The sequence below is a fragment of the Kumtagia sp. genome, from assembly GCF_059502445.1.
Window position 1 is genome coordinate 108,899 of the sequence record NZ_JCACER010000101.1, and the last position, 21,508, is coordinate 130,406.

Annotated in this window: 22 protein-coding genes and 1 pseudogene; 4 read left to right on the plus strand and 19 right to left on the minus strand. The window is 62.2% G+C overall.

The features are described 5' to 3' along the window. Positions 1 to 95: 95 nt before the first annotated feature. The 4 genes from AC5JDC_RS26480 to AC5JDC_RS26495 form a co-directional block, all read right to left on the minus strand. Complete coding sequence (locus AC5JDC_RS26480; protein WP_495846401.1) at positions 96 to 464, minus strand: DUF2285 domain-containing protein; 369 nt, start codon at positions 462 to 464, stop codon at positions 96 to 98. Positions 465 to 618: 154 nt separating this feature from the next. Then, a complete protein-coding gene (locus AC5JDC_RS26485; RefSeq protein ID WP_495846124.1) occupies positions 619 to 867 on the minus strand; it encodes a transcriptional regulator domain-containing protein in 249 nt (82 codons plus the stop codon). Positions 868 to 981: 114 nt separating this feature from the next. Beyond that, a complete protein-coding gene (locus AC5JDC_RS26490; RefSeq protein WP_495846403.1) occupies positions 982 to 1,245 on the minus strand; it encodes a DUF2285 domain-containing protein in 264 nt (87 codons plus the stop codon). A gap of 98 nt (positions 1,246 to 1,343) precedes the next feature. Continuing rightward, positions 1,344 to 1,595 (minus strand): helix-turn-helix domain-containing protein, encoded by a 252-nt coding sequence (locus AC5JDC_RS26495; RefSeq protein WP_495846126.1) that lies wholly within the window; start codon positions 1,593 to 1,595, stop codon positions 1,344 to 1,346. A gap of 279 nt (positions 1,596 to 1,874) precedes the next feature. On the opposite strand from AC5JDC_RS26495, the gene AC5JDC_RS26500 reads away from it, so the two are divergent. After that, positions 1,875 to 2,321, plus strand: coding sequence for a hypothetical protein (locus tag AC5JDC_RS26500; protein ID WP_495846128.1), 447 nt, complete (start codon positions 1,875 to 1,877; stop codon positions 2,319 to 2,321). A 63-nt stretch (positions 2,322 to 2,384) separates the two neighbouring features. On the opposite strand, the gene AC5JDC_RS26505 is transcribed toward AC5JDC_RS26500, so the two are convergent. The 5 genes from AC5JDC_RS26505 to AC5JDC_RS26525 form a co-directional block, all read right to left on the minus strand. Beyond that, on the minus strand, positions 2,385 to 2,786 hold the full coding sequence (locus AC5JDC_RS26505; RefSeq protein WP_495846130.1) for a single-stranded DNA-binding protein: 402 nt from the start codon (positions 2,784 to 2,786) through the stop codon (positions 2,385 to 2,387). Between the two features lie 864 nt (positions 2,787 to 3,650). Beyond that, on the minus strand, positions 3,651 to 4,067 hold the full coding sequence (locus tag AC5JDC_RS26510; protein WP_495846132.1) for a hypothetical protein: 417 nt from the start codon (positions 4,065 to 4,067) through the stop codon (positions 3,651 to 3,653). 193 nt (positions 4,068 to 4,260) lie between these two features. Further along, a complete protein-coding gene (locus tag AC5JDC_RS26515) occupies positions 4,261 to 5,229 on the minus strand; it encodes a DUF2493 domain-containing protein (protein WP_495846134.1) in 969 nt (322 codons plus the stop codon). A 295-nt stretch (positions 5,230 to 5,524) separates the two neighbouring features. Further along, positions 5,525 to 6,562, minus strand: coding sequence for a DUF7146 domain-containing protein (locus tag AC5JDC_RS26520; RefSeq protein WP_495846136.1), 1,038 nt, complete (start codon positions 6,560 to 6,562; stop codon positions 5,525 to 5,527). Further along, complete coding sequence (locus tag AC5JDC_RS26525; protein WP_495846138.1) at positions 6,563 to 10,912, minus strand: strawberry notch-like NTP hydrolase domain-containing protein; 4,350 nt, start codon at positions 10,910 to 10,912, stop codon at positions 6,563 to 6,565. A 489-nt stretch (positions 10,913 to 11,401) separates the two neighbouring features. On the opposite strand from AC5JDC_RS26525, the gene AC5JDC_RS26530 reads away from it, so the two are divergent. The 3 genes from AC5JDC_RS26530 to AC5JDC_RS26540 all read left to right on the plus strand — a co-directional run bounded on the left by AC5JDC_RS26530 (position 11,402) and on the right by AC5JDC_RS26540 (position 14,146). After that, positions 11,402 to 12,406 carry a serine hydrolase domain-containing protein gene (locus AC5JDC_RS26530; protein WP_495846140.1) on the plus strand — a complete coding sequence of 335 codons (1,005 nt, stop codon included), beginning with the start codon at positions 11,402 to 11,404 and terminating at the stop codon, positions 12,404 to 12,406. Positions 12,407 to 12,628: 222 nt separating this feature from the next. After that, on the plus strand, positions 12,629 to 13,720 hold the full coding sequence (locus AC5JDC_RS26535; RefSeq protein ID WP_495846142.1) for a DUF7256 domain-containing protein: 1,092 nt from the start codon (positions 12,629 to 12,631) through the stop codon (positions 13,718 to 13,720). A 180-nt stretch (positions 13,721 to 13,900) separates the two neighbouring features. Next, entirely contained in the window at positions 13,901 to 14,146 is a 246-nt protein-coding gene (locus AC5JDC_RS26540; protein ID WP_495846144.1) for a hypothetical protein, read from the plus strand. Between the two features lie 116 nt (positions 14,147 to 14,262). Here AC5JDC_RS26540 and AC5JDC_RS26545 read toward each other — a convergent pair whose 3' ends face one another. The 10 genes and pseudogenes from AC5JDC_RS26545 to AC5JDC_RS26590 form a co-directional block, all read right to left on the minus strand. After that, a complete protein-coding gene (locus AC5JDC_RS26545) occupies positions 14,263 to 14,679 on the minus strand; it encodes a hypothetical protein (protein ID WP_495846146.1) in 417 nt (138 codons plus the stop codon). A 66-nt stretch (positions 14,680 to 14,745) separates the two neighbouring features. Next, positions 14,746 to 15,309, minus strand: coding sequence for a hypothetical protein (locus AC5JDC_RS26550; protein ID WP_495846148.1), 564 nt, complete (start codon positions 15,307 to 15,309; stop codon positions 14,746 to 14,748). A gap of 154 nt (positions 15,310 to 15,463) precedes the next feature. Continuing rightward, positions 15,464 to 15,886, minus strand: coding sequence for an antirestriction protein (locus AC5JDC_RS26555; RefSeq protein ID WP_495846150.1), 423 nt, complete (start codon positions 15,884 to 15,886; stop codon positions 15,464 to 15,466). A gap of 215 nt (positions 15,887 to 16,101) precedes the next feature. After that, positions 16,102 to 16,266, minus strand: coding sequence for a hypothetical protein (locus AC5JDC_RS26560; protein ID WP_495846152.1), 165 nt, complete (start codon positions 16,264 to 16,266; stop codon positions 16,102 to 16,104). Positions 16,267 to 16,688: 422 nt separating this feature from the next. Then, positions 16,689 to 16,985, minus strand: a complete 297-nt coding sequence (locus AC5JDC_RS26565) for a hypothetical protein (protein ID WP_495846154.1) — start codon at positions 16,983 to 16,985, stop codon at positions 16,689 to 16,691. Further along, positions 16,982 to 17,242, minus strand: coding sequence for a DUF6117 family protein (locus tag AC5JDC_RS26570; protein ID WP_495846156.1), 261 nt, complete (start codon positions 17,240 to 17,242; stop codon positions 16,982 to 16,984). Before AC5JDC_RS26570 ends, AC5JDC_RS26565 begins: the two co-directional genes overlap by 4 nt. Positions 17,243 to 17,312: 70 nt before the next feature. Next, complete coding sequence (locus AC5JDC_RS26575; RefSeq protein ID WP_495846405.1) at positions 17,313 to 17,774, minus strand: UCP036055 family protein; 462 nt, start codon at positions 17,772 to 17,774, stop codon at positions 17,313 to 17,315. 98 nt (positions 17,775 to 17,872) lie between these two features. Continuing rightward, entirely contained in the window at positions 17,873 to 20,002 is a 2,130-nt protein-coding gene (locus tag AC5JDC_RS26580; RefSeq protein ID WP_495846158.1) for a ParB/RepB/Spo0J family partition protein, read from the minus strand. Between the two features lie 134 nt (positions 20,003 to 20,136). Beyond that, a pseudogene (locus AC5JDC_RS26585) lies at positions 20,137 to 20,376 on the minus strand (LysR substrate-binding domain-containing protein); the annotation flags it as partial. Positions 20,377 to 20,433: 57 nt separating this feature from the next. Beyond that, positions 20,434 to 21,396 (minus strand): ArdC family protein, encoded by a 963-nt coding sequence (locus AC5JDC_RS26590; protein WP_495846160.1) that lies wholly within the window; start codon positions 21,394 to 21,396, stop codon positions 20,434 to 20,436. Between the last annotated feature and the right edge of the window lie 112 nt (positions 21,397 to 21,508).

Genomic DNA, 21,508 nt, shown 5'->3' on the forward strand with positions numbered 1-21,508 from the left:
GCGGCGAACGAGGGCCACGATGGCGAAGGAAAATTGCGAGGGGGGAGTGCGAACTTAGGGTAGCTAAAATCGCACACCCTTGATCGTATCTGCGGCTATTTACGGCGGCGGTGGCGAAGCAGCTTGAGGTAGCCGCCATCGATCATGGCATAGCCGTCCTTGACCAGATCGAGCACGGCGTCGCGCAGCGCGGAGGTCTTCCAGGGATCGGCAGCGACTCGCTCGACGCCGAAGATCACTTCCGCGATCTGGCGATAATCGGCATCATTCATGTGGCCGTCGACGGCGCGCAGCATATTCTTGAGACGACGACGTTGTTGAGCCGTCATGCGCGTATCCTGCGGAACTGAAAATCCGTGAAGGCTGCGCCACAGGCGCGTAAAAGCCTGGATGCGATCAAGTCCCTGGGCGTCGAGCGATACAAAAGCGCCGATTGGCTCGTCCGGCTTCAGGCCGGGGAGCACGATCAATCGGAGACGGCCGCTCGCGGTAAGGTAGGCAATATGCGTGCCTTCGATTGAAGTCTGCTCGTGCTCGGATTGGATATCCGCAAGGAAGCGAGGATCGGTCGGTGTCAGAGTTGGAGCAGGCCCAATGTGCAATGCGCTGGTATCAGCCTCAGGCGTCCAGAAAACTGCCTGTTCCAGTCCGCTGAGGCTTGGTCGGGCAGGGAAATCGCAGGCCCCAGCGATTTCCGATCGCTTCGGTCTCTTTGTCTATGTTTGAACCAGCTTTGGTGATTTTTGCAAAGTCGCTCTGGTATTCGCGATTTCGGCGCAGGCATTCCCATGCGAGAGCGTCTACATCGGCCACATCCATGTAATCATATGTAATCGATGACTGCCATTTTTCTATATCGGGCGTCATGATGATCCTCCCTGTGCAGCGATTAGGCGTACAGAGCGAATTGATTCCGGGGATTCGATTGCTTGGGAAGGCCGCGAGGGGCAATGGGTGTTGCTCGCGGAACAACACCCGGCCTCAGTGCGGAAGTCCTCGTCTGAGTTGCCGGTATCCGTACTCAGTCATCCAGTGAGCGCGAGCCAGATGGCTGTCATGGATGCGGCGCGCGCGTTCGGGATGGGTTTTTGGACAGATACCGAAAAGAATCTCGACGGCTTGCTGCCAGTCGGCGCCGTCGGCCTCTGCATCGAGCAAGCGCATGTAGAGTTTGATGTGCTGGCGGTCGTACTCAGTGAGCGCCAGACCCGTGGGAGCTTCGTCAAGGTAGTCAATCATCGTCATAAAAAAACACGCGGTGTCCTTCAATAAGGCACCTTCATTCGACTTCTACAGTACGAAGATGACAGCGAAGAGGCAGTCGGGCGGCCGGATAGGCAATATCATCTGTGTTCCGCGACTTCTTGTACATCGACCAACATAACTCCTTCGTTGCGTCCCGATCTAATGAAGGCGATGCCTGCTGCTTCCAGAGCTCTGCGCACTTGATCGCTGGTGCTTTCAAACACACGAAGATCATTTGCCGACTCCATGCGCTTAAGCGCAGTCAGCGAAACCTTGGCCCTGTCCGCGAGCATCTCCTGTGTCCAACCCAGCAGTGCGCGCGCGGCCCGTGTTTGTCGGGCGGTGATCATGCATGATCACCTCCACCGGCACTAACCGTCACGCCAGAACTACGGCTATATTAGTCGTAGTTGAAGGGGAAGGCGAGCCATAATCGGTGTTTAAGGCCACGCAATGCAGCGAGCGAACTCCGACTGATTCGGTTGCCCTGCGATCGCCATGGGCTGATCCAGCCCGGTATCGCAGACACGCGGCGAACATGTCCAATTCGACGAACGGTCATTACCGGTCGAATCTCGACAATGCCCCATTTCTATACCAGGGACGAACCCGGCATTGGAGAGGTTTGAATGCGTGTTCTTTCTAAAGCAGTAATGTTGACCACCAGCATAGCAGCCATGCTGGTGTTGATCGGTTGCGGTTCAGCGCAAGAGACGACACTGGCCGAGGCCGAACTGGCCACGCCCAAGGTGGTGATGGAGTCGGATCCTCCTCCATCCTTCACCTATTGGGCGCCAGAGAACTCAACAATCCGCAATCATCCGCGCATTTCGGGTGTCTGGATCGCCGAGATCGAAGGGCAGCGGACGCGCTACTATTACGGCGACCAGTGCCGGGCCTCCCAGTTCCAGCACCTGGTCGGGCAGTCGCTCGATGCGCTGCCCGGGAAGCCGGCTGATGCGATCTGGCGTATGGCGTGCTCGACTTGCGCGGTGACTTCGGATCTCGACCGCGAGCGAATGAATGTGTCTTACGACAACGACTCGCGTCTGATCACCAGCATCTCTTGCGGGTAAGAGCCGGGGTGAAGAGTAAATGAAGACCCGGCGGCTTGCGCCGCCGGGCTTCCGGCACCCGCGTCAGAACGGGATGTCATCGTCGTCGATGAACTTGCCGTCGTCGTTCTGGGTCTGCTTGGCCCGGCTGAGGAAGTCCACCGTCTCGGCGATGATCTCGCAGCCGTAGCGATCAACGCCCTGCTGATCGGTCCACTTGGTGTAGTGGATGCGGCCGCGGACCAGAACCTTCATGCCCTTCTCGCAATGCTCCTGGATCGTCTTGCCGAGGCCGTTGAAGCAGGTGATGCGGTGCCATTCGGTGTCCTGCACCCGGTAGCCGTTCTCGTCGCGGACAACCTTGCCTTCCGAGTAGCGTGGGCGCGAGGTGGCCAGCGTGAAGTTGGTGATGTTGGTGCCGCCCTGGGTGGTGCGGGTTTCGGGGGCCTGGCCGATGTTGCCTGCGAGGATGACGATGTTCTGCATGGTAGTTCTCCGTTGCTTCATCCGGAGGGACCGTCCCTCCGATGATGCCCGGCCAAGACCGTCGGGAGATGCCTGCACTGACGCTGCGCGTCAGCTTGACCCGTAAGGCCCGGAGTGGAGCGGGCAGTCGCGCTTGCGCGACAACACGGTCCGGAGCCGCGCGGGTTGCGGTCAGAAACCGTACGGGATTAGGGGATCAGTCAGGAGGAGGGATTGGTCCTTCAGAGAAGCTCAGGAAGGAGACGACAGCAGACCCTTCGTCCTCATCAGCGACATGGGCTATCTAGGAGCCCTCTCTCACCACACTGGCGGTATCGCCAATTTCAACACGCGGCCGACCACTTCGCGATCACCACCAGGTTCGGAGCGCAGTTGTTTCAGCACAGGAGCGGTGATCGGGTGGACGCCGATTGAATGGAACCAGCGTCATTTCAACGGACGAGGCATCGCGCCAGCTTGCGAGAAGGTCATCAAGGACCGCCGACCGACCCGCCCACCATGAACGAGACCGGCCATGACAGGGCTGACCAGCAGCCTGGGTAAGATCCGTCGCGAGAACTGGTGTCGCCGCCAGACAGATCAAGGAAAGCGGTGCGGGTCAGGCAAGGACAATATGGCTGATCATGGCGTTGCGACTGAACGAGGTGTCGGAAACCGCGATGCTGCGAGCGCTGGGTCCTCTCATGCTGGAGACGGATCGGGTTGCCGCTAGAACTGCGGTGCTCGCGAAACGCCGCGGAGATCGTGCGTAGCGTCTCTTTTGTCTGCTGGTCGGACAACGAGGAGGCGTGCTCGACCGGCGGTAGCTCGCACCGGCACGTTGATCGTGATGGCTGTGTCGTCGGCTTGCCAAGCCGCGAACGTTCAGCGCGAATATACCGCCGTACCGAGGCCGTTGAGATTGACCATTGCGGCAATGCCGACGATCAATCCGCTGGCGCCGCAGAGCATGTTCAGAAGTATGGCGGAGTCGATGGCATTTTTCGCAACGCCGTGGACCAGGGCATAGCCGGCAATGCAGGCAGGCACGGCGAAGACAGCGAGCGCGATGAGGCGAAGGAACGGGTTCCTGGCAAAGCCGAGAACCGCGATCACCAGTCCAACCGAAAGCAGTCCGGCGCCGATGGCGGCCAGCCCCGACATGACGAAGCCGGCATCGGTTGCATAGACGTACTGGAACGCCGTGATCCCCACCATGACGGGCAAGGCGTAGGTGGCGAAGTTAAAGGCGATCACGCAAAGCGCGATCGACAGAGAGATGGCGAGCAGGATCAGGGTCATGGAAGCCTCCACAGAAATGGTTGTGGGTTACGACAGGTTGCAGCGGATACATTCCGCCTGCGACTACGCTACTGGCCGGTTCTCCAAATATGACGCTCAAAACAACAGATCGATGCACCCCGGTCGATCATAAGGGGAGCCAAAGCGACATTGCCATTGATGACCGGACCCTTGGCGCGAAGGAAGGCGGCGCTTACGCGCCGCCCTCGAACTTCATGACCGGGATGCCGAGCTTGCGGGCCTTGTCCGCAAGGTTCTCCTGAATCCCGGTGCCGGGGAAGACGATGACGCCGACCGGCAGGACATCGAGCATGGCGTCGTTGCGCTTGAAGGGCGCGGACTTGGAGTGCCTGGTCCAGTCGGGTTTGAAGGCAACCTGCGGCACCTTGCGGTTGTCGGCCCATTTTGCCGCGATCAGCTCGGCGCCCTTCGGCGACCCACCGTGCAGCAGCACCATATCGGGGTGCTTGGCATGGACCTGATCGAGCCTGGCCCAGATCAGGCGGTGATCGTTGAAGTCGAGACCGCCGGTGAAGGCGACCTTGGGACCGGCGGGCAGCATCACCTCGGTTTCGGCCCGACGTTTGGCGGCGAGGAAGTCCCGGCTGTCGATCATTGCCGAGGTCAGGTTGCGATGGTTGACCATCGACCCTGAGCGCGGCCTCCATGCCGATCCGGTTTGGCGCTCGAACTGTTCGGCGGCGACATCGCGGAAGAGTTCCATGCTGTTGCGCCGCTCGATGAAGGTCTGCCCCTCTGCCGTCAGGCGCTCCAGCTCGACGGATTTCACCTCACTGCCATCCTGTTCTCGCTGCCCGCGACGCTGAGCCTGCTCGTTATCGTCCAGTTCGCGCTCGATCCGTGCGGTGGCGCGGTGGAAGAGATTGACGGTCGACCAGAGCAGTTCGTCGAGGTCGGGCTCAAGGCGGGTGTCGCCAAGGGTGACGATCAGGGCGTCGAAGATGTCGGCGACTGCGCCGGCGACGGTATTGCCTTCGGGAAGCGGCCTTGGGTCGGGTTCATCCTGAAACGGGCGGTAGCCGTAAAGCTGGAGTTCGCTGAGGAGGTGATCGGTAGGGGATGAGGTGTGCTGCGGCTCGAAACCTACGTCATCATATTCGGTCATCATGGTGTTTGCCTTCGTCGGATCGACCGCGCCCATCGCGGCCTTCGCAGGCGACGAAAGCCGTCGGGCGGGCCGGACTGGCAGTCCTCGCGCCTCCGCGAGGGCCTTGATGGCAAAGGCCGGCTATTTTGTTTCGCGCTGCAAAGGCGGGCTTGCCCGACGGCGGAAAATAGCCGGGCGCCGCCATTGCCTTTCCGGCGCGTTTGATGGCCGATCGCCCTCTCAGAAGGCCGTGGGCAGCGGCCCCTCCGACACATTGGGGAAACACACTGACCGGATATGGCAGGTTTGGGCTGCTGCGCGGCTTATCCCCGGCGTGACCGAATCCGCCTCACGGTGCGAGAAACCGGCTGACGTCCTCAGGGACAATCTGAACCCGAAAGGCCGCCCGGAGAGCTTCGATGCCGAGCTGGCGGAGATCCTCATTGAAGTCCCCGAGTACCGGCGACAGGACAACCGCCTCGATCCCGGCGCTTGTCGCCCGCTCGACCAGACTGTCGCGCGCGACGTCCCCCGCCGGATCGAGATCACGCACGATATAGAGCCGCCGCAGCGACGCCGGGAACAGGATGGCTGCGAGGTGCGCTGCCGAGAGCGCCGACGTCATCGGCATTTTGGGCAGACCCGAGCGTGCCGACAGCACGGTCTCAATGCCTTCGCCTGCCGCCAGGACGTCATCCACTATGCCGAAACGGACGCCGTGCCCGAGGAGATGGCCCATCGCACGCCGTGGGGTATCGACAGGGGCTTTGTCGCTGCCATCGGGCAGGAGCCAGGTGCGATGCGCGCCGGTCTGGACGCCGCCAAGGTCGGTGACGGAAGCGATCATCGCGGGCCATGTTTCGGTGGGGCCATGACCTTCGGGCCGATAGTAGCAGCGCGGATGGAATCGCAGGGCTCCGGTTTCGTGCAAAGCCGTAATGCCGCGTTTCCGCAGATGCGTTTCCACGACTGTGCCAGCAATCGGCTGCGCCATGGTGAACAGACGCCGTGATGCTTCCGGCGATCCGGCTGGCGCTTTCCCCGGCCGCGGCGTGGGTTCCGGATCAGGCTCGGGCCTCGGCAGGCTGAGAAACGATCGGGCTTCCTCGGCAACGTCCTTGAAGTCGACAAGGCCGCAGCTTTCGCGGATGACATCGAGCAGGTCACCATGTTCGGCCGTGGCGGCGTCGGTCCATTTTCCTGCGGCGCCCTTGCCGGATTCCGGCCCGGTCAGGCGCACGAACATCGAGCGGCCGGGACTGTTCTGGACATCGCCGACCAGCCAGTATCGGCCTTCGCGATGACCGTTGGAGAGATAGTGCTTGCACACCGCCTCGGCCTGCCGGCCGAGACGGTGTGCCAATTCGGAGGCATCATGGCGAGCCATCTATGCCGCCTCCCGTTCGCCGATGCGCTGGACGGGATAGCGCTCCAGCACCTTGGCCAGAATAGCCGGGCCGGACGCATCGGTCGGCACGAACATCCTGAGCTTCCACGAGATGATTTCGTGGAAGAGGCCATAGGCCCGCAGGCGATCCCGCATAACGTCGGTAAAGCCCGACAGTTCGATGCGGTTCGCGCCCATGACGCGGCTGCGACGAAGTTGAAGCCCCTCGGTGAGATCGAGGATGGTTTTGCCGTCCATCAACGCCATGAAGGCATCGTCGGAAGTTAGCGTCGTCGTGCCGGTCGTCATGGCGCTCGCGACCCAGGCCGGGGACACGCGGCGACCGACGATGCGTTCGCCCTCGTCGGTCTGGAGCCGATAGACCCGCGTCGACTCGTTCGGCAGGCGCTTCCAGATCGGCAGCAGCAGGCCGCTGACGACATGGATGGTGCTGTCGACGAACTCCGGCACCTCGGCCACCTCGGCATTCCAGGCCGCCGTGAATGCGGCCTGATCGGCTTCGACCCAATGGGTGTCGCCCATCAGCTTGATGGGGAGGTTGTGCGCTTCCATCGGCCGGATCAGACGGATGCGCCGCTCGATCTCGCCATCATCCAGCATGACGCTGGTGGTCGGGATCTGCACGGCAGCGCGGCCGGAACGCTCATTGATGAGCAGCTTCGCGCGAGGATCGGCAAGGTGATCAAGCGCCTCGGTGAGCGTGACCGGACGGTTTCGTTCGCGCTGCGTGATGGTCAGCAGGCGGGCTTCGGCACCGGTGCCGGGATGGACATGGATGGTCTGGCGGTCGGTGACGACGAAGCTTTCGGCCCGCAGCGTCTCTAGACCGACATCGTAGCTGCCTGATGCGATAGCACCCTCGATCTTGGCGTTCAGCAATTGCTCGAAAGCGGTGAAGAGCACGCCCTGCAGTTCTATGGTGAGCGCCAGCAGCCGGTTCAGGAAGGTGGTGATCGGTGGCAACTCGTCCTTGATGCCGGTATCGTCCATGAGTTTGAGGCCAGTGGCGTCCTCGAACATCTGGAGCGAGCAACCCTCGACCTTGCCGCGCACCAGCAGGAGATAGAGTTGGCGCAGCGCATCGCGGGCATAATGCGATTCCAGATTGTCCTCGGGCCGGAACAGGCCCTGACCGCCAGTCTGGCGCTGGCCGCGCGTGATCGCGCCCAGCGTGTCGAGACGACGGGCGATGGTCGAGAGGAAGCGCTTTTCGGCCTTCACATCGGTCGAGATCGGCCGGAACAGCGGCGGCTGCGCCTGATTGGTGCGGTTGGTGCGGCCCAGTCCCTGAATGGCGGCGTCGGCCTTCCAGCCCGGCTCGAGCAGGTAGTGGATACGCAGGCGCTGGTTCTTCGCATTGAGATCGGCGTGGTACGAGCGCCCGGTGCCGCCGGCGTCCGAGAAGATCAGGATGCGCTTCTGGTCATCCATGAAGGCAGCGGTTTCCGCGAGATTGGCCGAACCGGCGCGGTTCTCGACAGCGAGGCGATCAACGCCGCCGGGGCTGGTCTTGCGGACGATGCGGCGCGAGCGGCCGGTCACCTCGGCCACGACATCGGTTCCGAACCGCTGGACGATCTGGTCGAGTGCGCCCGGAACGGGGGGAAGCGAGGCGAGTTTCTCGATCAGTCGGTCGCGGCGGGCGACGGCTTCGCGGCTTTCGACGGGCTGGCCATCGCGATAGACGGGGCGCGACGACATATTGCCCTCGCTGTCGGTGAACGGCTCATAGAGCTGCACCGGGAAGGAATGGGCGAGGTAGTCCAGGACATATTCCCTGGGAGTGATGTCAACGCGGACGTCGTTCCATTCCTCGGCCGGAAGCTCAGCGAGCCTCCGTTCCATCAGGGCCTCGCCCGTGGACACGATTTGGATCACGGTCGCGTGGCCGTCTTCCAGGTCGCGCTCGATCGAGCGGATCAGTGTCGGGGTTTTCATCGACGTGAGCAGATGGCCGAAGAACCGCTGCTTGGCCGATTCGAACGCCGAGCGCGCGGCGGACTTGGCCTGTCGGTTCAGCGTGCCCGAGCCGCTGTCGCCGCCGGTGATGTTGGCAGCCTGCATGGCGGCGTCGAGATTGTTATGGATGACGGCGAAGGCCCCGGCATAGGCGTCGTAGATGCGCGTCTGCTCGGGCGTGAGCTGGTGTTCGACCAACTCGTATTCGACACCATCGTAGGAGAGTGACCGGGCGGTGTAGAGACCGAGCGCCCGCAGATCGCGGGCCAGCACTTCCATCGCCGCGACGCCGCCGGCCTCGATCGCCTCGACGAACTCGGCCCTGGTCGAGAACGGAAAATCCTCACCGCCCCACAGGCCAAGCCGCTGGGCATAGGCCAGATTATGGACGGTGGTCGCGCCGGTCGCCGAGACATAGACGATACGAGCGTTCGGCAGGGCGTGCTGGAGGCGAAGCCCGGCCCGACCCTGCTGCGAGGCGGCGACATCACCGCGTTCTCCCTTGCCTCCCGCGGCATTCTGCATGGCATGGCTCTCGTCGAAAATGATCACTCCATCGAAGTCGGAGCCCAACCATTCGACGATCTGCCGGACGCGCGAAACCTTCTCGCCGCGCTCGTCGGAGCGTAGCGTGGCATAGGTTGTAAATAGGATGCCTTCCGGCAGCCGGATGTCCTTGCCCTGCGGGAAGCGCGACAGCGGCGTGACCAGAAGACGCTCCATGCCGAGCGCCGACCAGTCGCGCTGCGCGTCTTCCAGAAGCTTGTCGGACTTGCTGATCCATACGGCCTTGCGGCGGCCCTGCATCCAGTTGTCGAGGATGATCCCGGCCGACTGCCGGCCTTTGCCGGCGCCAGTGCCGTCACCGAGCATGAAGCCGCGGCGAAAGCGCACCACATTCGGTGCATCGTCGGGCGCAGCCGAGACGACATCGAAGGTGTCGTCCAGCGTCCATGATCCGGCAAGGAAGTCCGAATGGGCTTCGCCGGCGTAGATCACGGTCTCCAACTGGGCGTCAGACAGGATGCCATCAGCGGCGATATTGGCGGGAAGCCGGGGACGGTAGCTGGGCTTGGGCGGCGCGACCGAGGACATCGCCGCCGACTGCACCAGCTTGGTCGGATGGGCCGTCGATCCGGGAATACGGATCGCCTGCAATCCGTATTCTTCATAAATCGCATCGGTGATGCGGCCGCCTTCGGCTGGCGTCCAGTCGGCGGTCTCATAGGCGAGTTCGACGCCCTCGGGTTCAGCGGCAACGCGGACAGGCGCAGATGCGGCGGCGCGGGCGAGATAGCCGCGAACGGTGCGCGGTGCGTACGGAGCAGCGACGGGAACCGAGACCGAGGCATCGACCGGCAGGCGGGCCGGGACGTGCTCGCCGATCCAGCCGATCAGCGTCGCGACATCGGGTGCGATTCCCATTGAGGCCGGAAACGCAGTCGGGTCGTCGGCTGGCAGCTTGTCGATGACGGTCAGCCGCGTGTCGATGGTGGTGCCATGCTTGGCATAGACCGAGCCGTCGATGGAGGCGGTGAACACTACGCGGCCATGTTCCTGAAGCCGGAAGAAGGCATCCCGCCATGCTGGCGTATCGGGTGCGAAGCTTGATCCGGTGATGGTCACGAGGCGCCCGCCATCAGCCAGACGCGCGAGCGCAGAGGCGATATGGCGATAGGCGGCCTCGGCCATCCGGCCGGAGACGTTCGCCATGACCGAGAACGGTGGGTTCATCAGCGCGACGGTCGGCACGATGCCGGGGTCGAGATGATCGTGGATCTGGGCGGCGTCGAAACGGGTGGCGGGATTGGCCGGAAAAAGGTGGGAGAGGAGATCGGCGCGGGTGTCTGCCAACTCGTTGAGCACGAGCGATCCGCCGGCGATCTCGGCCAGGATGGCGAGCAGACCGGTGCCGGCCGAGGGTTCCAGAACCCGGTCAGCGGGCGTTATGGCGGCGGCGGCAGCAGTGACCAGCCCGAGCGGGATCGGGGTCGAGAACTGCTGGAAGGTCTGGCTCTCTTCAGAGCGGCGCGTGTGGGTGGGAAGAAGTCCTGCGATCCTGGTCAGAAGCGGCAGGCTGGCGGCCTGAGAGCCGGCTTTACGGAAAAGCGCCTTTCCGTATTTGCGTAAGAAGAGGACGGTCGCCGCCTCGCAGGCTTCATAGGCGGTCTTCCAGTCCCAGGCGCCGCTGGCGTCGGACGCGCCGAAGGCAGCTTCCATCGCGCCGCGCAGCGTGACGGCATCGATGCGTCGGCCGCGTTCAAGATGAGGGAGAAGGAGAAGCGCCGCTTGATGGATGGCGAGGGCGGTATCGACAGCAGGGACAATCGGCGCAGCCGGAAGGGTTGCGGCGGCGGAAGCATATGACATGGGAGGATCCTTGGAGAGCGGGAACGGGATGAGCCTGGGCTGTGCTCTCTCTCGACCGCACTGCCTCAAACCCGTCGCGGCCTTCCTCGAACTCTTAAAAACGGGTGTTATCGCGTAGGGTCAATCAGCAGGCTCACCGTCATCCCGCATACGGTCACCTAAGGCCGATTGAATAAACCTCCTGACCAAAAGGGGCGCCTGTATTCGTCACATCGGACAGCAGTAAGTGGTCGCTAATGCTTTCCTCACTGTACGCGAACGGAAGCAATCGACCCGATTGCCACCGTTAGATTGCGTGGAGGCTCGCCCAAGACTTGCCATTCACTGAATTCTATATGTGGCTGCTCTTTAAGCCCGCTTTCAATGTCCTTTATGCGGCGAGGCTGCTGGTGCGTGGTGCTGGACGCGGATCACCAACCTTCTCAATAGACGCCGAAAAGCCGCCATCATTGAATGCTCCACACTTTGGGGAGAGAGGGAGACGGTTCGATGATTTTACGGTTCGCTCTGCTGCTAGTCATCGGCATTCTTGTCGCAGGAAAGGTCCATGCCCAAGCGTGGGAGGACGTCAATCCGGTGGCCGCGGGCTGGTCCGCAGAGAGACTTGAGGCTGTCCGGCAACAATCGCGAACACTCAAACCCACAGCGCTGATGATCGTCCAGGACGGACGGGTTATCGCCCGGTGGGGCGACACGTCTCACAAAGTAAATATGGCATCCGTCCGCAAAAGCCTGCTCAGCGCGCTCTATGGCAACGCGGTCGCTGAGGGTCGGATCGACCTTTCGGCCAGCCTTGCTGAGCTTGGCATCGACGACAATACTCCCAGCCTTACGGCCGAAGAAAAAGCCGCGACGGTACGTAACCTGCTAATGTCGCGGTCGGGTGTTTATCATCCCGCCGCCCACGAGACCGCCGATATCAAGCGCAAGCGTCCTGCTCGCGGAAGTCACCCGCCCGGGTCATTCTGGTTCTACAACAACTGGGACTTTAACGTTTTAGGGACAATCTACCGGCAAGAGACCGGAGAGGACATCTTTGAGAGCTTCACGAGCCGGATCGCTGGACCGATCGGGATGGAGGATTTCTCGGTCAAAGATGGCCGATATGCTCACGAAAAGCTGTCCGAGCACTCCGCATATCCGATTCGGCTCAGCGCTCGCGATGCCGCCCGTTTTGGCCAGCTTTTCCTGAATGACGGGAAGTGGGGCAATGAGCAGGTCATCCCGGCGTCGTGGATCAGGGAGTCGACGACTGCCTATTCGTGGGCGAAGCGGATACGGCAGGGTTACGGCTATATGTGGTGGACGCTTCCCGAGGATACTTGGGGCCCGAATGCCTTTTATGCTTCTGGTTACGGTGGGCAGATTATTGCTGTCGTGCCGTCGAAGCGTCTCGTCGTGGTGCAGACCGTAGATCTAAAACAGAATCCGGACGGGGTTCGCACCAGCGCGTTCATCGGCCTGCTGAAAGAGATTGCTCTCGCTGCACCGTGAAGAATGTAGTGTCACCAACTTAGACAGGTGCGGCTCAATCGGTTCCTAGCAGCTTGGTGACCCCTCCAGTCCAAAAGCCGTCAATCCCCTTCCCACCCCACGGCTGTCGATCAACCTTCGATCCCATGCCTGCGTTTGATCGAATCGATCCCTCGTCTAAATAGACATTGCTATCCTCGGTAAGTTCAACGGCATTCAGAATCTACATTTAGAATATTGGCCATGCCCGACAATGAAGATGTTGTTTTGCACGATGACGGTTTGGCACTGCTGCGGCCAGGCATGTCTACGTCGGACGTTGCCGCAGCTATGGGCGCACATTGGCGGACGCCTGCGTCCCACAAAGGCGGCATCGTCGATATTCTTGAGAACAGTCATGGCGTTGTCGTGCACCTCGACAAGAAAGACGCCATCGGCCGCGTCTCGTTCGACTGGCGTTTCCAGACCGTTCCAATCGAGGGAGTTCAGATGGGAATGACCATCGACGAAGCGCGCAAGGCGCTTCCGGACATGGAGATTGGCGACGACTTGCCGATGATGCGCGGGGTTCGTGAGGGGTTCAAGAGGTTACCCGATGGCGCGCTGATGCAGGTGCGTTTTACCCTTGAAAAGGTCAATGCCATATCATTCAGCGCGAACGACGCCGAATATCGCGAGCCTTATCCGCCGCCTTACGCATCGCCGGGCGATCAACCCGGCTCTCCCTTTGCCGATGTCAATTTTAAGCTGATTGTCCTGTCCTCGCTTGTGGAGGGCAAAGTGCTCGACCTTGGGACGCCGGAGGATCTTGCATCGCATGTCCTGGGGCGCGACGTTGATCTGGAGGATGAGGGCTATGACCTCATGCCCGAGGTGCTGGAATATCTGGCGTGCTACCCACTGACCAAGGAAATGCTCGCTCAGGTGGGATCAATCAGGTTCGACGGCGGCAATAAGCTCTATCGTTTCGCATGGTATTTCTGGGGAGGCGCCGCCGACACTTTCGAAGTGTCCGACATGGGTGGCATCGAACTATGCCCAAATGTAACGAGCGTCTCGGCCACGTCGATGATCGATCGGCTCGACATCCGCAAGCTGACGCCTTTGGCTCGCCTGACGCATCTCTCGATTTCTACCGCCTTCGACAATCTGGAGGCGCTTCCCGATCTGAAAGCTCTCAAGCAGCTTCGGTTGCTCGACAACAAGACCTATGCCGACGTGATGAGGCCTGCGCATCCAACGAGAGCTTTGTTCGAGCAGATGAAGACTGGCGGCGTCGCGGTCTCGGTCGGTCCGACTTCGTGGAAGGACGATCGTCCGCCGCCCTTCGAGTAAAGCCTTCCGGTGATCCGTCTCAGCGCGCGCACGGGATGGCCGACGACAAATGCGGCTTCTGGTCGGACAGGGCGGATGAATATGAAGATGACGATGATGACGCATCTGAAGATCGCCGATGAGGGACCCGCGACGATCGCTTCATCTGGACAGCGCAAGCCAAATTCGTTCTGATAGGCCATGGCAAGTCTCGCAAAATCGTTCGCCGTGGGGGGGCTGGTGCTCGCCTGTGCCCTGTTGATCGGCCTGGCGATGTATGCGGCCTACTATTTTTCGATAGGTCGTCAGATCTCTTCGTTGTTTGTCGCTGGCGACAGGTCTCTTTGGCATCTTGTCCTGCACATCGCCGGTTTCGTGCTTGTCTATGCCGCGATCGGGTATCTCGGAACGGCTGTCTGGCGACGCTACGGAATCGGCCGCAGCTGACGGCGAGAAAGACAACAGAAGTGAGTTTTTGGACAACGTATATCTGCTGGCGCGCTAGGTTCGCGACCTGAATCGCTTCCATAGGTCGGATGGCCTGGATGGTCGTTTCGTTAACCTCAAGCATCGGCATCGCCTTCGTCCAGGACCTGGGCAAGCCAGCAGTCGGTATATGTCCAGGCAGCCGTTTCGCCGGTGGCAAGGTCGAGCGCGTGCGCCCCGCCGCCAAAAGCGTTGACGCGAGGTTTCGAGCATGTGTTTGCGTACTGAAATCCCCATCGACCCGTTAGGCCGAATTCGTTTGCGCAGCGCTTGACGAATTGGATGACATGCTCGGGATCGCCGGTCCCGTCATCGCGCATCCAGAGCTGCGTGCCGCCGTGCTCGTGCTGGATCGACAGCAGGAAGCCTTCCGACGGGGGATCTTCGGCGGCGTTCTCGTCGCAGAGGGCATTGTAGAGTTCGAATGCGCGCGCGGCGTTCTCGGCGGTGCCGACGTCGAGCAGGCAGGAGAAGTGGGTGAAATAGTCGGCCATGACAGGCTCCTGAACAAGAAAACCCAGCGCGAGGGCCGGGCGTGGATTGGGAAATGGAAAGGAAAGTCAGGCGGCCTGGCGAAGCGCAGTATGCGCGGTCTCGCGCCAGAAGCTGTCGACCAGCCGGCCCTCGAGCGCGCTGGCGCTGAACCGCAGACGTCGGGCGACCTCATGATTGCGAGCGCTGGCCTCGACCATGGCCCGGCCGCGTAACCGACTGGCTTCTGTGACCACTTTGCGGGCTTCGCCGTCGGATCGCACGGGCTCGCACCAGCCAATCGCGCCTGAACGAACCTCGCCGGCGGCGACAAGGCAGCCGTCGCGGTCCACAATGGTGATGACGCGTGGCGCGTAGCGAATGACTGCGCGGCTCCCGAACGAGATATCATCCAGGGCGATGCGCGTTTCAGCTTCGCTGATCGCTTCGGAAAGAGAACTGCATTCGGCAAGATGGATGGTGCGATCGAACGAGATCGGGTCGGCCGTCGGGTCATCGTCGACAAATGTGGCGGTGCCGATGCATGCGACGCGAAGGGGGTATCGCGCCGCGCTGCGCAGGTGCGCGACCAGTTGATCGAACGCGAGCTTTCCGGCAGGAACGGCGTGGGCAGCGTATGAGGTGCTGAGCATCGGGATCACTCCATGACAGGCAGCGGAAGCCTCTCTCCCGCTTTCAACCCGTCACGGCCAAGCCGGCCGATCTCTTCCTCTCACCGCTCGCGAATGGCGGCCGTGGCCGGCATGAAAAAAGCGCCCCGCCGGGAGACGGGACGCCTTTTCGCGATCAGTCGATGGCCTGGAATATCTCCGAGGCCTCGCGGTGGTGGGCCGAATAGCTGTGAAGCCGTTGGTAGCCTTCTGCGAGGCGGTCGGATTCGTAGCGGAAGGAGAGATGCGAGAGGGCGAAAAGCGTGGCGATGATGCCGGCTGCCTCTGCTGAAACCTCGCCGCGATATTCCGTGATCCCGCTTTCGATCCTGAACCGCGGGCGGGAGGTCGGCGCTAGGAACAAGGGGCCGTCCTTGTCCTCGTAGAAATCCCAGAAGCCACCGCCATAGTCATGCGGACTGAGCCGTTCCATGATGGAATATACCGCATTTTCGGCCACGATCAGGAGCGGCAGGCCAAAGAGAGACGGCAGGAATTTCTCGCGGCGATCTTCCGGCACGAGGGTCGCGAGGCATGGCGTGGCGGTTTCGGTGGTCATGGACTGTTTCTCCTGAGAGCGGAAGGGAAGAGGTTCGGACAGCGCTCTCCTGGCCAATCCGAACCCCTCCCGGCCCACAGCCGTCCTTTCACTCTTCTGGTGGCGATCGGTCGAAGCCATGCTTCGGCGCTGCTGCCTGTGCGTGGTGTTTGCCAACCGCGCGCCAAGGCCCGGGCGCGATGCGCTCCGGGCTGTCGAAGTGAGGCGCAGGCGCCTCACTGGAAGGGATCGATTTCGAATTCGACCATGTCCTCGTCACCGTCGAATTCGCCGGCGGGCATGGCGCCGTGGGTGCCGTCACCGGCCTGGAACACGACGATCGAGATCATCAGGGTAGCGGCGAGGCTGGCGGCGAAAGCGGTGGCATCTGCATAGGACATGGTTCCGGCTCCTGTCTTTTGGAGGCGGGGGACCATCCCCCGCGCGACAGGCGCCCGAGTGTCTGACCGGAACTGCAATCACCCTCGTGCGTTCGGCTCGTCCGAATCCGCGAGGGCGGCACGCTCGCGTAAGCCGACCCTTCACGGGTTGATTGCTGAAGAGCCGGATCAGACCAAGGTCAGCGAATGGAAGCGGGGGATGGTGTTTCGCATCTGAGAGGAGCCGGAAACCCTTATGCAGATGCTTTGCTGTACCGGCCTTGCCACGATCCAGACCTGATGACTGGCGTGCTTCCGAGCCTCACAGGTCTCATATCGCCATGGGTGAGAATGGGGCGAAGGTCGAATTCGAAATCGATCCATTCCTTTGGCAAACGGCTTCCGGCATGACGCACATCCCGTGCGCCGCATCCAGAGTGCGGTCAGCGCCAAAGACCCTCTGCGATCTCGCGGGCGATCATGGCTCTCGCCATTAGCAGGACATCATCACCGCTCGTGTGGATATGCTGATAGAAGCGGGCGGACGATCCCGCCGCCAGCCAGTCCCGATAGGCGCAATACTCGCGGGCGTTGAGCTTGAAGGCCCGCATGTCGCTGGCCCAATGCGGTTTCGGCTCGATGACGACGGTGACGCCGTCACGACTTTCTTCCCACGGAAGCGACCGCTCCGAGGGGAGATTGCGAAGGTCGTCCATGAAGATTTCGTCGACGGAGATCATGCCGCTTCCACCTTCGGGAGGAAGCCGGTGGGATCACTCGGGTCCGGCGGCAGGTAGGCATCATAGGGATTGCCATCGGCCAGATGGCCGAAGGGCGTCATGACGATCTCGCCGTCGTCGGAGCGGCTTACGGCGCACAGGACGTAGCGCGGTTCGCGTGTCGCGGCGTCGAGACACTCCATGAGGGCGAGATTGCCGTCGCCAACGGCGCGCAGCAGGGTGTTGAAATTGGTACGGGCATAATCGGGAATGGCCATGGATCTGCTCCTGAGACGGAAAAGCCCGCCGTCATGCGACAGCGGGCCGGGTGAAGGGAAAGGCACAAGGTCAGGCGGCGGCCCGGCCTTCGATGACATCGGCGGTGATGGTTTCGAGACGCGCACGGCTGTAGCCTGCTTTCGCCAGCCAGAGTTCGGCGGCTTCTTGGTCCTCGGCGAGATGCAGCAGCTCGACGTCGTCGCCGATATCCTGCACGACGCGCACCTGGCCGACGCGCGGGCGCTCGACCACGCGGAAGGTGAGATCGCTGTCGATGCCGTATGTGCGCATGACGGTGACGAGGATGATGCCGCCCTGGCCGAAGTTTCCTTCATGCAAAGTGAAGCACGGTGGGCTCGAATAGGTCGGACGTTCGCGGGCAGGTTCCTTGCGAACGAGACGGCCAACGCCGTTGCGCCGTTCCCAGGCCGCCAGCTTCCTGGTGAAGCGGGAGGGCGGTTTGGGCCGGCCGTCAGTATAGGCGATGAGGGCCCCCAAGGGGGCGATATCGAACACGAGTGACGCGGACATTCTTGGTCTCCGGATATGAAAATGGCCCGGCGGATTGCCGGGCCTGATGGAAGGAAGGAGAAGTAGCGGGGCGACCGAAGCCGTCCCGCCGGTAAGGATCATTCGGCCGCAATCAGGTGGGCCGCCTCGATGTCGCTGTGATCGACCTCGTCATCGTCACCAGAGAGGAAATCAGGCAGCACCTCGATAGCCGCCTCGGTGTCCGCCTCTTCGGGGGCCTGCGGCTCCGCGAACAGGCGCAGAGGCTCAGGCAGCCAGCCGGTGTCGGCGAGCAGACGCTCGGCCTCCTTGGCCATATCGCCCTTCTTCAGGTGCTCGATGAGCGAGGCTGCTCGTTCCCCGGCCCCCTCACGCACGGCTTCGAGGATCCGGGGCTTGGTAACGCGGCCGAGATAGTTCTCGACCGTCGGCCGCCACCCGGCGCCCTCCACCATGTCGAGGCCGGTCGCACGCGCCAGCCGGTCGGCATGGGCAATGCGCGTCTCCAGTCCATGTTGCGAGACGCCGCTTCCGCCGTAGGGGTTGGGCTTTTCGTAGAGCGCATTGACGCCGTAGGCGACGCAATGGGCGAGGAGCGCCATGCGGCTGGCGTCGTCGAGTCCGGCGATCCAGTCCCACAGGGCATCGTCGTCGGTCGGAAGATCGACCTTCCAGTCCTCGTAGCGAGCGGTGATGGCCTTGGCGGAGGGGCTGTCCTTGAGGTCCGTTCCCTGCGCCGAAAAGAAGTGATGGCGCACGGTGACCTCTAGGCATCCGCTCGGAGCGGAATAGTGATAGCGCTCCATCACCAGCCGGTGCAGCAGCGCCGTCATGGCGACATGGGGATTGTTCGCTAGCGCATCATGCAGCGCCAGCGTCCGGTGCGCCGTCAGTTCCGCAACCAGCCGTTCCGGAAGGGGCTTGATGACGTCTTCCTCCTCCTCCGGTTCGGTTGTCTGCCCGCCCACGGTGATCACAGCGCGCTGAGCGGCAGGGATCGACGAAGCTGCCCCATCGGGTTCAGTCCCATCAACGCCGTCAGCCCCCTCCACGGCTACGGGCGCCTCGTCTTCGGGGCGAACGTAGCCGCGATCGACGGACAGGTTGCCGTCGCGGTCGATGCTGATGAAGACGCCGGCGCAGGCGATGTCGGCCGGATCGTAGATCACCGGACGATCCTCGAAGGCGGCCAGAGCGGTTTCGATCTCGCCGACGCGCTCATCGACCTCCTCGGGATATTCCTCGGCCTCGGCATATTCGGCTTCCAGCGTCTCATATTCCGCGGTCAGGGCATCGAAGGTGGCCTGTTCCTCTTCAGTCAGAGACGTTGTCGTGCCGATCAGACGGCGCAGGCCGTGGCCATAGCCATAGGGGACTTCGACCCGGGCATCGACCCACTTCCAGCCCTCGGCGGCGATCGCTTCGGCTTCCGCCTTGAGCTTGTCGTCGGTGAGTTGATCGAGCAGGCTCACATCCTGCAGCCAGCCGCCATCGTCGGACTGGAACAGGTCGTTCAGCACGATGCCGCCGGCAGCCTCATAGGCGTCGATGCCGACGAACTGCGCCCGCTTGTCGGAGGCGCGTACCGTGGTTTCGGTCAACATCCGGCGGATCTGGTAGGGCTCCTTCGACCACGAATCCTTGATCGCGTCCCAGACCTGTTCCTGACGGGCATGGTCGGGATTGACGGTGAAGGCCATGAGCTGTTCGAGCGTCACACCGTCCTCCGCATAGAGATCGAGCAGAGAGGGCGCGACGGACGCCAGGCGCAGGCGCTGCTTCACGACATTGACCGAGACGAAGAAGGCTGCGGCGATCTCCTCCTCGGACATGCCCTTGAGGCGCATATCCTGGAAGGCCCGGTACTGGTCGAGCGGATGGAGCGGGGCGCGCTGGATGTTTTCAGCGAGGCTGTCGTCTTCGAGCAGGATGTCGCTGCCGGCTTCGCGCACGACGCAGGGCACGAGTGCGGTCTTCGCCAGACGCCTGGCCTTCACCAGCAGTTCGAGCGCGCGGTAGCGACGGCCGCCAGCGGGAATCTCGAACATTCCGGTCTCGTTGCCGTCGGCATCCACGACGGGGCGGACATTGAGACCCTGAAGCAGGCCGCGCCGGGCGATGTCCTGCGACAACTCCTCGATCGACACGCCGGCCTTGACCTTGCGCACGTTCGACTGGCTGAGAACCAGCTTGTTAAAGGGGATGTCGCGCGAGGACGACAGGGTGATTTTCTGAGCAGCAGTAGCCATCGGGATAATCTCCGCGACGGGCGCCGAGAGCCTCTCTCTCGACCCAAACCCGTCACGAAAAACCCCACACTCCTCTCACTCTCTGTGAGCATCGGCGGAAAACCGTGAATAAGCAGATGCGGAAACCCGCAGATCTACTTTCCGGCCACGTCCCGCCTTAGCAGCGCATCGAGCCAATCGGCGAACATCTGAAGCCGGCGGGGAAGATGCTGACGATGTGGATAGAGTAGCGTCATCGGCATAGCTTCGGCACGGTAGTCTGGCAGCACCTCAATAAGCTCTCCGGCTTCGAGATGACGGCGGACGTCAAAGGCCAGGATCTGGATGAGGCCGAGGCTGGCAAGGCAGCAGCCGATGTAGGCTTCAGCGCTATTGCGCAGTGACGCGGCCGCCCGTCGCAAGCTGCTCGCGCAGCTCGTCGATCAGGAGGATCATGCCGCCCTCCTGTGGATGATGGTTTCGGCCTCGGCGTCGGTCTGCTCGTTCTCCGGCAGGAAGGAGAGCAACCAGTCGGCTGCCTTGCTGGCCTGACTGGCGGCGCGAACGACGGCGCGGGAATCCTCGCGCATGACCTCAAGCCAGGAACCGATGTAATCGGCGTGGCGCACGGTCGGTACGATGCCGAGCGACGCGCAACTGAAGGCCGAAATTTGTTCAGCAATTAGCTCTTCGAAGGCGTATTTCTTTGAGCCGAACGAGCCAGTCAGATCGCGATTCAGCCGGCTGTGATGGCCGCTCGCGTGTCCGAGTTCGTGGAGCGCCGTGCGGTGCCAGTTGATCGACTCAAAATACGCCATCGGCGGCGGAACGATCACATAATCCTGGGATGGGACATAGAAGGCGCGGTCGCTGCCGATGCGAAAGTCGATCCCGGTCGCCTTGATGAGCGCCTCGACCCTCGGCTCGATCAGGCCGGGCGGCGTGGGTGGCGCGACAGTATGAACCTCCTCGGGCAGGCCCTCGCATTGCGCTGTGTTGAACACGGTGAAACGCTTCAGGAAGGGGATCGCCTGAGCTTCCTCGCCGGTCTCACGGGCACGTTTCTTCTCGCCGTCGGGAATGAAGCGATCGGCATAAACGACAGTGGTGCCGCGCTCGCCCTTCATGACATTGCCGCCGAGCGAGAGCGCCTGGCGAAATGTCAGCCAGCTCTGGCCAGGAAAACCGTGCTGCATGACGGCTCCCCAAAGGATGAGAATGTTGATGCCGCTGTAGCTGCGGCCGGTGCTGGCGTTCTTCGGCAGGCCGAGCGGCGCCTTCGCGGCTGACGTGCCCCAAGGCTGAACCCAGGGCACGCGGCCGGCTTCCAGTTCGGCAATGATCTTGTTGGTGATTTCGTCGTAAAGATTCGCTCGGCTCGAGCCGGTGCGCGTGGTGCGGTCATATCTGGACATCGCGGTTCTCCGCGACGGGCGCCGGAAGCCTCTCTTCCAGCCTTCAACCCGTCACGGCAAACCCGGTCCGCACTCTGACTCTCTACCCTCCAGCTCGATGAAATCCTGTGCG